Origin of the sequence: Tenacibaculum sp. 1B UA, from assembly GCF_033978845.1 — a bacterium.
In the GTDB taxonomy this organism is placed as follows: Bacteria; Bacteroidota; Bacteroidia; order Flavobacteriales; family Flavobacteriaceae; genus Polaribacter.
The window spans coordinates 94670-108925 of sequence record NZ_JAKVUA010000007.1 but is presented as its reverse complement, the minus strand read 5'-3'; the positions used below and the strand labels follow the sequence as shown (position 1 = coordinate 108925).

The 14256-nt window shown below is 32.5% G+C and carries 11 protein-coding genes, 2 tRNA genes and 1 pseudogene; 4 read left to right on the top strand and 10 right to left on the bottom strand.

Annotated features, from left to right (window positions below):
• Positions 1-86 precede the first annotated feature (86 nt).
• The 4 genes from MK851_RS07690 to MK851_RS07675 form a co-directional block, all read right to left on the bottom strand.
• Positions 87-169 (bottom strand) — tRNA-Tyr (locus tag MK851_RS07690).
• Between the two features lie 48 nt (positions 170-217).
• Positions 218-290, bottom strand: a tRNA-Lys gene (locus MK851_RS07685).
• A gap of 133 nt (positions 291-423) precedes the next feature.
• The gene (locus tag MK851_RS07680; protein WP_320242891.1) at positions 424-1188 is read right to left on the bottom strand and encodes an ABC transporter ATP-binding protein; all 765 of its coding nucleotides are present in this window, start codon (positions 1186-1188) and stop codon (positions 424-426) included.
• The gene (locus MK851_RS07675; RefSeq protein WP_115900487.1) at positions 1188-1928 is read right to left on the bottom strand and encodes an MlaE family ABC transporter permease; all 741 of its coding nucleotides are present in this window, start codon (positions 1926-1928) and stop codon (positions 1188-1190) included. The genes MK851_RS07680 and MK851_RS07675 overlap by 1 nt, the downstream gene beginning before the upstream one ends.
• 118 nt (positions 1929-2046) lie before the next feature.
• Between MK851_RS07675 and pafA the strand changes: the two genes are divergently transcribed.
• Entirely contained in the window at positions 2047-3684 is a 1638-nt protein-coding gene (gene pafA, locus MK851_RS07670; protein WP_320242889.1) for an alkaline phosphatase PafA, read from the top strand.
• A 125-nt stretch (positions 3685-3809) separates the two neighbouring features.
• Here pafA and MK851_RS07665 read toward each other — a convergent pair whose 3' ends face one another.
• The 6 genes and pseudogenes from MK851_RS07665 to MK851_RS07640 form a co-directional block, all read right to left on the bottom strand.
• Positions 3810-3965 carry a YqaE/Pmp3 family membrane protein gene (locus tag MK851_RS07665; protein WP_073184478.1) on the bottom strand — a complete coding sequence of 52 codons (156 nt, stop codon included), beginning with the start codon at positions 3963-3965 and terminating at the stop codon, positions 3810-3812.
• Between the two features lie 327 nt (positions 3966-4292).
• Positions 4293-4835, bottom strand: a complete 543-nt coding sequence (locus tag MK851_RS07660) for an REP-associated tyrosine transposase (protein WP_320242883.1) — start codon at positions 4833-4835, stop codon at positions 4293-4295.
• Between the two features lie 113 nt (positions 4836-4948).
• Positions 4949-7447 (bottom strand): M14 family metallopeptidase, encoded by a 2499-nt coding sequence (locus tag MK851_RS07655; protein ID WP_320242882.1) that lies wholly within the window; start codon positions 7445-7447, stop codon positions 4949-4951.
• Positions 7448-7562: 115 nt separating this feature from the next.
• A pseudogene (locus tag MK851_RS07650) lies at positions 7563-8183 on the bottom strand (thioredoxin family protein).
• Between the two features lie 6 nt (positions 8184-8189).
• Positions 8190-8702 carry a TlpA family protein disulfide reductase gene (locus MK851_RS07645; protein WP_320242880.1) on the bottom strand — a complete coding sequence of 171 codons (513 nt, stop codon included), beginning with the start codon at positions 8700-8702 and terminating at the stop codon, positions 8190-8192.
• A 128-nt stretch (positions 8703-8830) separates the two neighbouring features.
• On the bottom strand, positions 8831-9619 hold the full coding sequence (locus MK851_RS07640; RefSeq protein ID WP_303508474.1) for a S1/P1 nuclease: 789 nt from the start codon (positions 9617-9619) through the stop codon (positions 8831-8833).
• Between the two features lie 122 nt (positions 9620-9741).
• Here MK851_RS07640 and MK851_RS07635 point away from each other — a divergent pair, with 122 nt between their 5' ends.
• The 3 genes from MK851_RS07635 to MK851_RS07625 all read left to right on the top strand — a co-directional run bounded on the left by MK851_RS07635 (position 9742) and on the right by MK851_RS07625 (position 14221).
• A complete protein-coding gene (locus MK851_RS07635; RefSeq protein ID WP_303508477.1) occupies positions 9742-10602 on the top strand; it encodes an SPFH domain-containing protein in 861 nt (286 codons plus the stop codon).
• A 160-nt stretch (positions 10603-10762) separates the two neighbouring features.
• Positions 10763-10927: an Arc family DNA-binding protein gene (locus MK851_RS07630; protein WP_303508479.1), complete on the top strand. Its 165-nt coding sequence runs from the start codon at positions 10763-10765 to the stop codon at positions 10925-10927.
• A 99-nt stretch (positions 10928-11026) separates the two neighbouring features.
• Positions 11027-14221 (top strand): VPS10 domain-containing protein, encoded by a 3195-nt coding sequence (locus MK851_RS07625; RefSeq protein WP_320242875.1) that lies wholly within the window; start codon positions 11027-11029, stop codon positions 14219-14221.
• Positions 14222-14256: the final 35 nt, after the last annotated feature.

Below are 14256 nucleotides of genomic sequence, written 5' to 3'. Positions count from 1 at the left end.
ACATATTTTGTTTAATTAAACATAAAAAATATTAAACAAAAAAATATTAAAAACAAAAAAACTCAATCGTTATGATTGAGTTTTCGTGGGGAGAGCAGGATTCGAACCTGCGAAGTCGTAAGACAACGGAGTTACAGTCCGTCCCATTTGGCCGCTCTGGAATCTCCCCAAAACCTTTAAAAAAAAGCTTCTCAGTAAAATCGAGAAGCTTTACTAGTGACCGGGCTGGGGCTCGAACCCAGGACCCTCTCCTTAAAAGGGAGATGCTCTACCAACTGAGCTACCCGGTCATTTTTTGCTTTTGCTTTTCTGCGTTTGCGGGTGCAAATATAGAAGCTTTTATTGTTCCCACAAACATTTTTTAGAAGTTTTTTTGAAAAATTTTTAACGTTTTTTGTTACCTCTTAATTAACAGAAAGTTACCTAAACATCATTTAAGTATGCTTTTCTTACTTTTTTAAATAAATTAGATGAATACACAAAATCTACCACTGCTTCATTATCTGTTTTGAAGATTTCTTTATGTGATCCTTCCCATGCTTTGACTCCATTTTTAAGAAAAACAATCTTATCTCCTATTTCCATTACCGAATTCATGTCGTGTGTATTTATTACTGTAGTAATTTGATATTCATCAGTAATTTCTTGAATTAGGTTGTCAATAACAATAGACGTTTGTGGATCCAATCCTGAATTTGGTTCATCACAAAATAAATATTTAGGATTCATTACAATCGCACGTGCAATTGCCACACGCTTTTGCATTCCTCCAGATAACTCTGCTGGAAATTTTTTATTCGAGTTCTCTAAGTTTACACGATTTAAAACAAAGTTTACTCTGTCTAGCATTTCACTTTCAGGTTGCTTTGTAAACATCTTTAAAGGAAACATTACATTTTCTTCCACTGTTTGTGAATCGAACAAAGCACTTCCTTGGAATACCATTCCTAATTCTTGTCGAAATTGACGTCTATCTTCTATCGTCATATCAACATTAGCTAGTCCGTCATAAACAATTGTTCCTTCTTCGGGTGTATGCAAACCAATTAATGATTTTAAAAACACTGTTTTACCAGAACCACTCTGCCCAATAATTAAACTTGTTTCTCCTGGTTTAAACGAGGTTGTAATTCCTTTTAAAATCTCAACTCCACTAAAGCCTTTATGTAAATTATTTACTTTTATCATTAGGTTAATAACATTTGGGTTAAGAAATAGTTGGCTATTACAATAAGTACCGTTGTCCACACAACCGACTGTGTACTTGCTTTACCAACTTCTAACGAACCTCCTTTTACATAATATCCGTGGTATGAAGGTACCGTAGCAATTAAAAAGGCAAAAACTATTGTTTTAATCAATGCATAAGTAATCAAAAACGGGTCAAAATCTAATTGAACTCCTGCAATATAATCTGCCCCTGAAAACAATCCTGATAAAACACCAGCTACCCATCCTCCAAAAATCCCTAAAAACATTCCTAAAATTATTAAAAATGGATAAAAGAAAACAGTTGCTATTATTTTAGGCAGCACTAAATAGTTTAGTGAGTTAATCCCCATTACTTCAAGTGCATCAATTTGCTCAGTAACACGCATGGTTCCAATACTTGAAGTTATATACGAACCTACTTTTCCTGCTAAAATAATAGAACAAAACGTTGGTGCAAATTCTAAAATCACAGATCGTTTTGCAGCAAAACCAATCAATGATTTTGGTATAAACGGACTTTCTAAATTCAAAGCGGTTTGTAAGGCAATTACTCCTCCAATAAAAAATGAGATAAAAGCGATAATTCCTATCGACTTATGCCCTAACTCATCTATTTCTCTAAACAAAGCTTCACGGAATACTCTTGCTCTTTGAGGTTTAGAGAAAACCTGTTTTAGCATTACAAAGTATTTACCTATATGCTCAATGTAATTCATCAAACGAAATATATTTTCTTTTTTGCTAAAGTATTAAAAAACCATTAACTCATCGCCTTATTTACAAGTTTTAGCTTGCTTTTTATGTACCTTTGGGTTTTAATTTTCAAAAAACAAAATGAGAAAAATAGCTTTTTTAGCAGCTATAATATGTTTAACGAGCTGCTCTGTTAATAAAAAAACAACTACTCAAAAACCAAAACTAGTAGTTGGTGTTGTTATTGACCAAATGCGTTACGATTACCTAACTCGATTTGCTAATAGATATGGAAATGATGGTTTTAAACGTTTACTAAGGGAAGGGTATTCTTTAGAAAATGCTCACTACAATTATATTCCTACCTACACAGCTGTGGGGCATACTTCTATTTACACAGGAACTACACCAACACACCATGGAATTATTGGTAATTATTGGTACGATAAATATGTAAAAAAATCTATTTATTGTGTTGATGATAATAACTACAATACTATTGGTAATGATAGCGATGGAGGTAAAAAATCTCCTTATAGAATGTTAACTACAACTGTTACTGATCAGCTAAAACTAGCGCAAAACATGAATGGTAAAACCGTTGGTATTGCTATAAAAGACCGTTCTGCTATTTTGCCAGCAGGTCACACAGCAAATGCTGCTTACTGGTTTGATGGTGGTGATAAAGGTCAGTGGATTTCTTCTTCTTTTTATTTGAATGAATTACCTACTTGGGTACAAGAGTTCAACACTTCTGGGAAAGCTGACGAATATTTAAGTAAACCATGGGATACTTTATATGATATTAGTACGTATACACAAAGCATTGATGATGATAATAACTTTGAAGTAACTTTCAAAGGGGAAGAAAAACCAGTTTTTCCTCACGACATCCCTACTCTAAGAAAAAGCAATAACAATTACAGTATAATAAAAGGGATTCCTGCTGGTAATTCTATCACAACCGATTTTGCTAAAGCAGCTATCGTTGGTGAAAACTTAGGAAAATCTGAGTACACTGACTTTTTAGCTGTTAGCTATTCTTCAACTGATTATGTTGGACATCAATTTGGAGTAGCTTCTAAAGAAATTGAAGATACTTATTTACGTCTAGATCAAGATTTAGCAGAGTTATTCAAGTTTTTAGACACACAGGTTGGAAAAGGTAATTACACCTTATTCTTAACTGCAGATCATGCTGCGGTTCAAGTTCCTTCATACTTAGAATCTTTAAAAATCCCTGCGGGTTATATAAAACCTGTAACTTTTAAAAACTTTTTAAATGAGATTACTTTAAAGCATTTTAAATCTGACGAGATTATTGAAAATGTTTCTAACTTTCAAGTTTTCTTAAATAAAGATAAAATTAAAGAATTAAGCCTTAATTACGAGAATGTAGCACAAACTATTGCTGATGAAGCTATTAATCATAAAAAAATTTATAAATCGGTAACTGCTAGAACCATGCAGACTACTACGTTTACAAACGGAGTTTTACATGTTTTACAAAACGGTTACAATCAAAAGTTTTCGGGTGATGTTATTTTAATCCCTAATCCGTCAACTATTGCTAGTAGCTCTAGAAAAGGAACTACGCATGGTTCTGGGTACTCATACGACACACACATTCCGATGATTTTTTATGGAAACGGAATTAAGCAAGGTGTTTCTAAAAAGAAATATGAAATTGTAGACATAGCTCCTACCATCTCTAATTTATTACAGATAGAATTCCCTAATGGATGTTCTGGAAAAATTATAGAAGAAGTTCTTGAATAGGAAACTTAGAAGTGAGAAAATAGAATATCGAGAAGAGACTATAGAAAAACTCCAATTTGATTTCATCAAATTGGAGTTTTTAATTGATACATTTTCAAATTACCAAATTGCTACATTACACAAAACTAATTTGGATTGTTTAATATAATTAGCGCTGCAATAACTCCTGGAACCCATCCACAAAGTGTTAGTAAAAACACTATTATAATTGATCCACAACCTTTACCTATCACTGCCAATGGTGGAAAAAATATTGCTAATAAAACTCTTAATAAACTCATAGTACTTTTTTAGTTAGTATACTTAAAAGACGAGTTAATTAGAAATTTGTTACACTTATTTTAATATTGAAAACAAGCTCCATCATAACAAGTGAAGTGATTATTATTTTTATAATTCTATTTTGACTAAGTTTTAGCTTATTTTTTTGTGAAAATTTTTAAAAAAAATTTTATTCCTTCTAATCTATTTGGCACATAAATAGTTGTACCATGCTCTTCATTATCTTTTATTTGAAAATATGCTCCAATAGGTAATAACAATAATCCAGACCCCCGCTGGCGCAAGCGTCTCGCTTGTGTCTTCTTTACTCAATTTAACTTCTCTTCTCATATATCTATCTCTAAAACTGTTTGATCGTCTTGATAATTTCTTGCACTACTATATTTCCAATCTACAGCATTTGTTACAAAACCACTCTCAACAGGATTGTTATGTATATAATCTATCTTTTGTTGTATTACTTTTTCACTCCATAATTCTATTGGTTTATTATGTTGTTGCCAAAATTGATGCTTTTTAACATTACTCTTTTTACTTCCTGCTCTTTCTAGCATCCATAGTAACCATTCTTTTCTGCTCTCTTGTGGATGTTGTTCTATTGTTTTAATCAACTTTCTTGCTGTAAAACCTTTAAAGTCTCTTAATAACTCTGATGGGTTTTCTTCTTTTGCTCTAAATATTAAATGAACATGACTAGGCATAAAACAATAGGCAAATACTTCCATGCCTTTTTCTTTTCTACAATATTCTATACTTTCTTCTAAGACATTAAAATATACTTGTCGAGTAAAAATATCTAACCAATACACCGTAGCAAAACTTATAAAGTATGCTGCTGATTCGTTATGAAATTTATATTTTCTACTCATTTTTTATATTCTATTTTTTACTCTTTCCTTATTTATTCTTACTCATACCGTCACGAGCAGGATGCTCGCGCTAGCGGGGAGTTAATTAGGATTTTGTTACACTTAAACTCCTTCTACATCAACTTTCCAAAGAAAATAGCGTTCATTAATAACTTATTAGTTCCAAACCAAAAACCTCTAAAATTGGTATTGTCTGTAAAAACAATCACTCTACCACTCCCTAATCGCTGGACTTTAAACGGAACAGTGTTTTTCAATTCCTTTAAGTTCTCTTTTGAAATATAACCACTCAATAACGGATTATTCGTGTATTGAATTGGATTGTTAAAACTTTTTGCATCCGCTTGAATGAATTGCTTGGTGTTTCTAAACAAAGCTATCTTATCGTTTTTGTATCCAAAATTGATTGGATGTGAACGATCAATCTTAGCTTCAAAAATGGCTCCTCCTATTACTTGCGCTCCCGATTGTAACGAACGCTTTTCAAACGATACATTATTAACAGAATCTATCTTCGTTTTATTAAACTTTACATTTACAAACCCTTTATTAGACAGCCAATTTACTGCATTTCTATATCCGACTAACACTCCTCCATTACGAACCCATACTTTTAGTTTCTCTACTAAGTTTTTATCAAGTGAGCGACTATTCGGAACAATAATCGTCGTATACTTATCAAGGTTAACTCTTGTAGCGTACTGTGTATCTAACTTTGTTAGTTTCATATCGTAACGTTGATCTAACAAATGCCAAATTTCTCCTGCATCATAACTTGTTACTCCATTTCCAACCAACATCGCTACTTTTTGTTGTTTTACAGCTTCAAAATTTCTACTTCCTAAATCAATTCCTTCATTCAACCCTGTAGAAACTCCTTTAATTGCAATATGATTTTCATTCGCTACTGTGCCTAAGAAATCAAATAATTCATTTCCATTTAATTTTTGATTTTGAGCTGGAATAAAAATAGTTCCGTAGTCGTACGAATTGCCATCGTTTACAAACTTTTTCATCGCTACCTTCGCTCGTAAACCTTTTTCTAAAATCGTATTTAACACTTTTGGTGTATTGTATTCATTCCAAGGAAATAAATATCCCACACTACTTTTCTGTTGAATTATTCCTTGTTTTGGTTGTAATTGAGTCACCTCAGCTCCTGCTTTCGACAATGATACATTATCCGCATAATCAACTCCAAAAGCATAATTAAAGGTCCAAGCAGATACGTCATAAAACAAACTGTCTTTAAATGTAGTTCGTACATCAAACATTGCTTTTACCAATCGATGATTTTTTTGATTCATTGGCACTACATAGCTATATCCTTTTTTGAAACGTTTACCTTTCGATACAAAATCTTCTTTCAATTCATGAAGTTTAATTTGATGACGTTGTAAAACCTCAGCTAAGTGATTTGTTTTCATTGCATCTTTCTCATCACCAAATACAATAACCTTATTCGTTTTTGAACCCCTCGAGTTTTTATAAAAATCTTGTTGGTATTGTAAGATTTTAGATCGCATGTTTTTAGCAGCTTCCAGCGTTGATAATGCTGCTGTAAACTGATTCCGAATTGTAAATGGAAAAGTTAGTATTCCGTTTTCACTTTCTTGTGCATGTCCACGAGAACTTCCTTGCTCAAACAAAATTCCGATACTTCCATTGATATCTGGAAAGGTTGACCCTTTTCCATAGTAAAAATCATCAAAACTTTCTTCTGAATAATAGGTTGACCCAATTTTATCAAATGCTTTTGCGTGATAGGTAGCAATTTCTTTTGTTAACTCTTGATTCATTTTTGGAGTTAACGGGTTTGTTCTACTCGGAATTCCTGGTTGGAAAAAGAAGGTTGAATTCGTTCCCATTTCATGATGATCGGTTAAAATATTAGGCAACCACTTATGGAATGTTTTAATTCGTGCTCTACTCTCAGGTAATTGAACTGGCAACCAATCGCGATTCATGTCAAACCAATAGTGATTTGTTCTTCCACCTGGCCAAACTTCATGATATTCTCTATCATTCGGATCAGGATTGATATTATTTGCTTTATTTGTATTTGCCCAATAGGCAAAACGTTGCAAACCATCTGGGTTCATTGCTGGATCAAAAAGAATTACCGAATTATTTAGTAACTCATCTATTTTCTGTCCTTCTGCTGATGCTAAATAATAGGCTGCTGCCAACGCTGCATTTGAACCACTTGCTTCGTTTCCATGAATTGAAAAACCTTGATACACTACAATTGGGCTATTAGAAACATCTACAGAAGCATTGTTTGTTGCTTTTATATGCTTTTCTCGTATTGCTTCTAAATTTTGATGATTTTTAGAAGACGTAATTGTTAGTAACACTAAAGGTCTTCCTTCATAAGTTGTTCCTCTATTTTCAAGTGTTACCCTATTTGAAGATGCTGCCAATGCTTTCATATATTCCACCAACTTATCATGTGTTACATGCCACTCCCCTATTTCGTGCCCTAAAACAGATTTTGGTGTAGGTATGCTTTGATTATAGGAAATACCTTTTGGTAAATAATAACTCAAATCGACAGTTTGAGCTGTTAATGTAGCACTGATAAATAATAGTGATAGTAATAATTTCTTCATTATTTTCTTGGTTTCATTTTACGATTGATTATAAAATTAGGTAATAAATAATACTAATAGACAAAATCTCACATAATCCGCGAGATTTATCATGCTTTTTAATCTTTATATTCAATTACCAGTTTCTTTTATCTTTAATAGAGCAACCTATTGCTCTTGTATCAGTTTTTGTTGGTTTTTTCCCTTTTAACAAAGCATTAACCGCATTTTCAACAAAACGTTCTTTTACATTTGCTTCATTACGTGAACTATCATCAATAGCTCCAATATATTCTACAATTAATTTATCATTCTTTTTGTTTAAAATATATACATGAGGTGTCTTAGTTGCTCCGTATTTTGGATATACCTTTTGTCCTTCATCAAACAAGTAAGGGAATGTAAATCCTTTTTCTTTGGCTCGTACTTTCATTGCTTCAAAACTGTCTCCTTTTCATACTTCTGGATCATTCGGGTTAATGGCTATGACAGGAAAGCCTTTCTTCTTATATTTTTTATCTAAAGCAATTAATCTATCTTCATTAGCTACAGAATACGGACACATATTACATGTAAACACAACAATAAATCCTTTTGCGTCTTTATAATCTGCCAAAGAAACCATTTTATCATCTATATTTTTTAATGTAAAATCAGAAGCTTCATCTCCTACTTTATAACCTCTAGAGTTATCACTAGCAAATGCTGAAATAGATGCCACCACCAATAACATCAATATTATTTTAATTGTCTTCATAATTATTTAGTTTAAAAAAGTTTGTAATTCGTTTTGTAATTCCACATAGCTAAAAGTTCGTTCGTAAAACTTTCTCTTTTGACTATTGTAAATTAAGGTTGCTGGTATTGAACCTGACCAGTTTTCTGCAATATCTCTAATCCAAAACTGCTCATTTGAATCTTCAAAATGAAGTATTTTAGATTGTAGTTTTTTCTTTTGGATAAATGGTATAAGGTTTGTTTCTTTTTGCTTAGAAAAATCTAAACTTACCAAAACAACCTCAACATTTTTATCTTTATATTTCTTATAAAGTTTTTCAAAAGCAGGTAGTTCTTTTACACAAGGCATACACCATGTAGCCCAAAAGTTAACTACATACGTTTTATCATTATTTTTATGTAAAAACGGTTTTAGCTCTTCGTAATTTAACGTAGTTATTTTACTTTTTTTGGTTATTTTCTTAACCTGAGCTTTAGCTATTGTTCCACTAAAAAGAGCAATTACTATAATTATGAGTAAGAATTTACTTCTAAACATTTTTAAAACGATTTCTCTCAAAATTAACTGTTTATCACATTAAAAAGATAGAATTAACTAAATATTAACAAGAAAAAAGCTCGGAAATACAATCTCCGAGCCCTTCTTATTATCCTTTATTTGTTGTACTAACAAAAAATTTCATTCAGTAATTTAGCTAAACGTAAACCTCCTTTTTGTAACTGTTCTCTAACTACAGGAAAATATACATACGAATAACGGTAGCGTAAATTCTCTCCTACTTCAGCAGACTTGTACACCTCTTTAGTAATCTTATGTGTATCATGTAACCAATCAACCACAGTTCCTTTTTGAATTAATTTGATTTGTTCTTTAGATAAATCTCTTGCATTATCAGCTAACTCAATATAACTCATATCCCACTTATTAATTAAATCCTCATCCCATACTCTATGTAAGTTAGAGCCTTTTCCATGCCACTGAACCTGAATTTTATTGCCTCCTAAATCTTCTTTTTGTCCAACATGCATGGGTTGATGTAAATCACCTACCAAGTGTACTAACATCTTTAAGTAAAAACGTTTGTCTTCAATTGAACTATTTTCATCTTTTAATACTTTTACACATTGCTCTATACCAGTAATCATATCTCCTTTCGGATTTTTTTCAGTATCTTCATAACGAGCATCTAATGGCATGTTTACATAATGCCAAGTGTAAAACTTTCCATATTTCTTTCTATCAGATTTTATTTCATCTGCAAAAGTAGATACAAATGCTAAGCTCTCACCTTGTAGTAATTTTTCAATTTTCTTTCTAGCTTTCTTAGTCAAATGTTTTTCTGCAATTTTCCCAGTAGCTCTGTGACCCGTTGGTCCCCAAACATCTTCGTTATTAGCAATTGATGAAATACTCACTAACAATGCAACTAGTACTATTAAAAATTTTGTTTTCATGAATGGTTTAAATTATAATCGGAAGCTAAATTATAAAATATAATCATCAAAAATTTGGATTTAACAAAATTTAATTTATATCTTTATGATATCATTTTAATATCAATTCAAATAAAACAAACATGAAAGCAGAAAAAATTATCAAACCAGCAAATGGGTACATAATGTTTTTTATTGTACTTATTCTTTTTATTGGCGGAATCTCTCTAACAGTAAAAAACGAAAACCCAATATTTATATTAATCTCTGTATTAGCATTTATTTTGGCCTTAGGTTTCATTTTAGTGAACCCTAATTCTTCAAAAGTTCTATTATTCTTCGGTAAATATGTAGGTACTGTAAAACAAAATGGTTTATACTGGGCTAATCCATTATACAAAAAGAAAACTGTTTCGTTAAGGGCTAGTAATTTTGATAGTGAGCGTTTAAAGGTGAATGATAAACTAGGAAACCCAGTAATGATAAGTACCATTTTAGTATGGCGCGTTACTGAAACGTATAAAGCTGCTTTTGATGTTGATAATTATGAGAATTTTGTTCGTGTACAAACAGATGCTGCTGTGCGAAAATTAGCCAGTATGTATCCATACGACAATTTCGCAGATGAGGGACACGAAGAAGATATTACACTACGTTCTAGTGTAAATGAAGTAAGTGAAGCTTTAGAAAAAGAGTTAGAAGAACGATTAGCCATTGCAGGTATTGAAGTTTTAGAAGCACGAATTGGTTATTTAGCCTATGCCCAAGAAATTGCAAGTGCAATGTTAAAACGCCAACAAGCAACAGCTATTGTTGCTGCGCGTCATAAAATTGTACAAGGTGCCGTTGATATGGTAGATATGGCTTTAGAAGAATTAAGTAAAAAAGAGATTGTTGATTTAGACGAAGAACGCAAAGCTGCTATGGTTAGTAACTTATTAGTTATTTTATGTGGAGACAAAGAAGCTTCTCCTGTGGTAAATGCTGGTACTTTAAACCATTAAGTTATTAACACAAAATCAATTAACGTGACACAAGTTATAACCATTACCATAGTATATATCTTAATTTTTATGAGCTCTTTACTATAAATTAAAAGAATTTTGAAATTGTATTTTTGTAACCATTTTTGCGTTTCAAAAAAACACTATTATAAAACACAACATGGCAAAAAAGAAAGCTTTTGCACTCCGTATTAATGAAGAAATGTTAAAAGCCATTGAAAAATGGGCTTCTGATGAGTTTCGATCTACCAATGGGCAGATTGAATGGATGCTTATGCAAACACTTAAAGAAGCCAAAAGGGAACCCCAAAAAAAAGAAGAATAACAACAAATCTTAAGAACTTGTTAAAAAAAACGTCCAATTTTATTGGGCGTTTTCTATTTTGTACATTGTACAAACTTAAATTACAAGCAACTAACTATTATGAAAAACCTTTTTTATCTACTATTTATAACCTTCTCTTGTGCTGTTTTTTCACAAGAGTTTTCTATGGACTTAGTCAAAAACATGAAACCAAGAAATATTGGTCCTGGTGGTATGAGCGGACGTGTTACTGCTATTGATGTAGTAGAATCTAATCCTGATATTATGTTTGTGGGGACTGCTTCTGGAGGAATTTGGAAGTCAACTTCAGGAGGTATTAAATGGGAACCTATTTTTGATAAAGAAGTAACTGCTTCTATTGGTGCTTTAGCTATACAACAATCCAATCCTAGCGTAATTTGGGCGGGAACAGGTGAAGGAAATCCTCGTAATAGTTTAAATGGTGGTTACGGAATTTTCAAATCTCTGGATGGTGGTAGATCGTGGAAATCGATGGGATTAGAAAGAACACGTCATATACACCGTGTAGTGATACACCCTAACAATCCAGATATTGTATATGTAGGTGCTATTGGGTCTCCTTGGGGTGAACATAAAGAACGTGGTGTATACAAAACTACCGACGGTGGTAAAACTTGGAAACAAATTTTATTCAACAATAACAAAACTGGTGCTGCCGATTTAATTATGGATCCATCCAATCCCAATAAGCTAATAGCAGCCATGTGGGAACACAAACGTGACCCTTGGTTTTTTAAATCTGGAGGTGAAGGAAGCGGATTATACATTACCCATGACGGTGGTGAAAACTGGAAAAAAATCACCGAAAAAGAAGGCTTCCCTAAAGGAGAGCTAGGTAGAATTGGTGTTGCAATCGCTCCTTCAAACCCAAATACTGTGTATGCTTTGGTAGAAGCAAAAAAGAATGCCTTATACAAAAGTGAGGATGGTGGTTTTTCTTGGAAAAAAATCAACGACAAAAAAGGGATTGGAAATCGACCTTTTTACTATTCAGAAATTTATGTAGACCCTCAAAATGAATACAAATTATATACTGTTTTCACCTATGTGAATGTTTCTATTGATGGTGGAAAAAACTTTAAACAACTCATGCCTGCGTATGGTGCTAATAATGGTATTCACCCAGATCATCACGCTTGGTGGATTCACTCTAAAAACGGAAAATTTATGATTGATGGAAATGATGGAGGACTAAACATAACTAAAGATGGAGGTAAAACTTGGCGTTTTATTGGTAACTTACCTGTTGCACAATTTTATCATGTTAATGTTGATAATGAATTTCCTTACAACGTTTATGGCGGTATGCAAGATAATGGCTCTTGGCGTGGACCTGCTTATGTATGGAAAGCCCAAGGAATTCGTAATTCTTATTGGCAAGAAATTAGCTTTGGTGATGGTTTTGATGTAATTCCTGACAAAGACAACTCGCGTTATGGTTGGTCTATGAGTCAACAAGGATATGTATCTCGTTACGATTACAAAACAGGTAATAATTATACCGTTCGTCCAACACATCCTGATGCCGATGTAAAACTACGCTTCAATTGGAATGCTGCTATCAATATTGATCCTTTTGATAATTCCACACTATATTTTGGAAGTCAGTTTGTGCATAAATCAACCGATAAAGGGTTAACATGGAAGGTTATTTCTCCAGACTTAACTACAAATGATAAAAGTAAACTCAAACAGTCTGAAAGTGGTGGATTAACCATGGATGCAACCGGTGCAGAAAACCATTGTACCATTTTAGTTATTGAGCCATCTCCTATTGAAAAAGATATGTTATGGGCTGCTACGGATGATGGACAAGTACATATTACTAAAAATGGAGGTACAACTTGGACAAATGTTGCCAAAAACTTGAAAGGTTTACCTGAAAATAGTTGGATTACACAAATAAAAGCATCTAACAAAAATAAAGGAGAAGCTTTACTAGTTGCGAACGATTATCGTCGTTTTAACTATAAACCTTATGCTTACAGAACTAAAAATTATGGAACAACTTGGGAACGTATTGTTGATGAAAATGACGTAAGAAGCTTTACACAATGTATTATTGAAGACCCAATTGAGCCAAATTTATTGTTCTTAGGAACTGATGATGGTTTATATATTTCTTTAAACGCAGGAAAAAAATGGACGAAATGGACGGAAGGCTTCCCTACTGTTCCTGTAAAAGATTTAGTAATTCACCCAAGAGAACACGATTTGGTTATTGGTACTTTTGGCAGAGCTGCTTGGGTGTTAGATGACATTCGTCCATTAAGAGCTTTAGCTAAAGACAAAAATATTCTTACCAAAAATATTGAGTTATTCACACCACCAACAGCATATCAAGCAGCATACCAACAACCCACTGGTAGCCGATTTGGGGCTGATGCTATGTTTAATGGAACGAATAGAGATCGTGGTGCTTTGGTTCAGTTTTATGTAAACAAACCAAAATCAACAAAAAAACCTAAAGTAAAAGACAAAAATTCTATTAAAAAAGAAGACGAGAATACCATAAAATGGGATTCTATCAAATTTGAGGTGTTTGATGGTAACAGACTTATTAGAACCCTTAAAAGAAAAACTCCCAAAGAAAATGGTATTCATAAAGGTGTTTGGTTTATGAGTGAAAAAGGAGTTACCAGACCTTCTAGGACTATCAGGAAGCAAAAAAGAGAACCTATAGGTGTTCGAGTAAAACCTGGAACCTATAGAATAAAAGCTACGTTTGGTAACCAAATATCAGAACAAAACATTACCGTAAAATTTGACCCTAGACTTCGTATTTCTCAAAACGCAATCGATCAAAAATATACAACAGCTAAAGGCTTAGAATCTCAACAAAAAATCATAGCTGATGTGGTAAAACAGCTGGTTGAGAGTAAAAATATTGCAAACAGTTTCAGTCAAAAACTATCTAAAGAAAACAAAAAACTTTACAAAGAATCAATTAAAGACTCTAAAGATATTGTTCAGAAAATAGATACACTTTTAGCTGTTTATTTGGGTAAGGTAGACAAAAGACAGGGTATTACACGAAACCCTGAAATGAATGTTACGCAACGTTTAGGAATAGCTAGCAGATACGTTAATAGTAGATTTGGAGAACAAACTTCTACAGAAAAACAATTAATTATTCAATTTAAAGAAGCACTAAAACCAGCACTAGAAAAAACCAATGCTTTCTTTGATAAAGATTGGAAAGAATATAAGATTGAAGTTGAGAAAATAGATTTATCTCCTTTTAAAGAAACCAAAGAGTTTAATTTAAAATAAAAACCTACTAAAAATCGAAATTAATAACCCAAACA

Excerpts from the sequence above, each read along its gene's own strand:
- MK851_RS07680 (WP_320242891.1), bottom strand. The coding sequence starts at position 1,188 with ATGATAAAAGTAAATAATTTACATAAAGGCTTTAGTGGAGTTGAGATT.
- MK851_RS07675 (WP_115900487.1), bottom strand. The coding sequence starts at position 1,928 with ATGAATTACATTGAGCATATAGGTAAATACTTTGTAATGCTAAAACAG.
- pafA (WP_320242889.1), top strand. The coding sequence starts at position 2,047 with ATGAGAAAAATAGCTTTTTTAGCAGCTATAATATGTTTAACGAGCTGC.
- MK851_RS07665 (WP_073184478.1), bottom strand. The coding sequence starts at position 3,965 with ATGAGTTTATTAAGAGTTTTATTAGCAATATTTTTTCCACCATTGGCA.
- MK851_RS07660 (WP_320242883.1), bottom strand. The coding sequence starts at position 4,835 with ATGAGTAGAAAATATAAATTTCATAACGAATCAGCAGCATACTTTATA.
- MK851_RS07655 (WP_320242882.1), bottom strand. The coding sequence starts at position 7,447 with ATGAAGAAATTATTACTATCACTATTATTTATCAGTGCTACATTAACA.
- MK851_RS07645 (WP_320242880.1), bottom strand. The coding sequence starts at position 8,702 with ATGTTTAGAAGTAAATTCTTACTCATAATTATAGTAATTGCTCTTTTT.
- MK851_RS07640 (WP_303508474.1), bottom strand. The coding sequence starts at position 9,619 with ATGAAAACAAAATTTTTAATAGTACTAGTTGCATTGTTAGTGAGTATT.
- MK851_RS07635 (WP_303508477.1), top strand. The coding sequence starts at position 9,742 with ATGAAAGCAGAAAAAATTATCAAACCAGCAAATGGGTACATAATGTTT.
- MK851_RS07630 (WP_303508479.1), top strand. The coding sequence starts at position 10,763 with ATGGCAAAAAAGAAAGCTTTTGCACTCCGTATTAATGAAGAAATGTTA.
- MK851_RS07625 (WP_320242875.1), top strand. The coding sequence starts at position 11,027 with ATGAAAAACCTTTTTTATCTACTATTTATAACCTTCTCTTGTGCTGTT.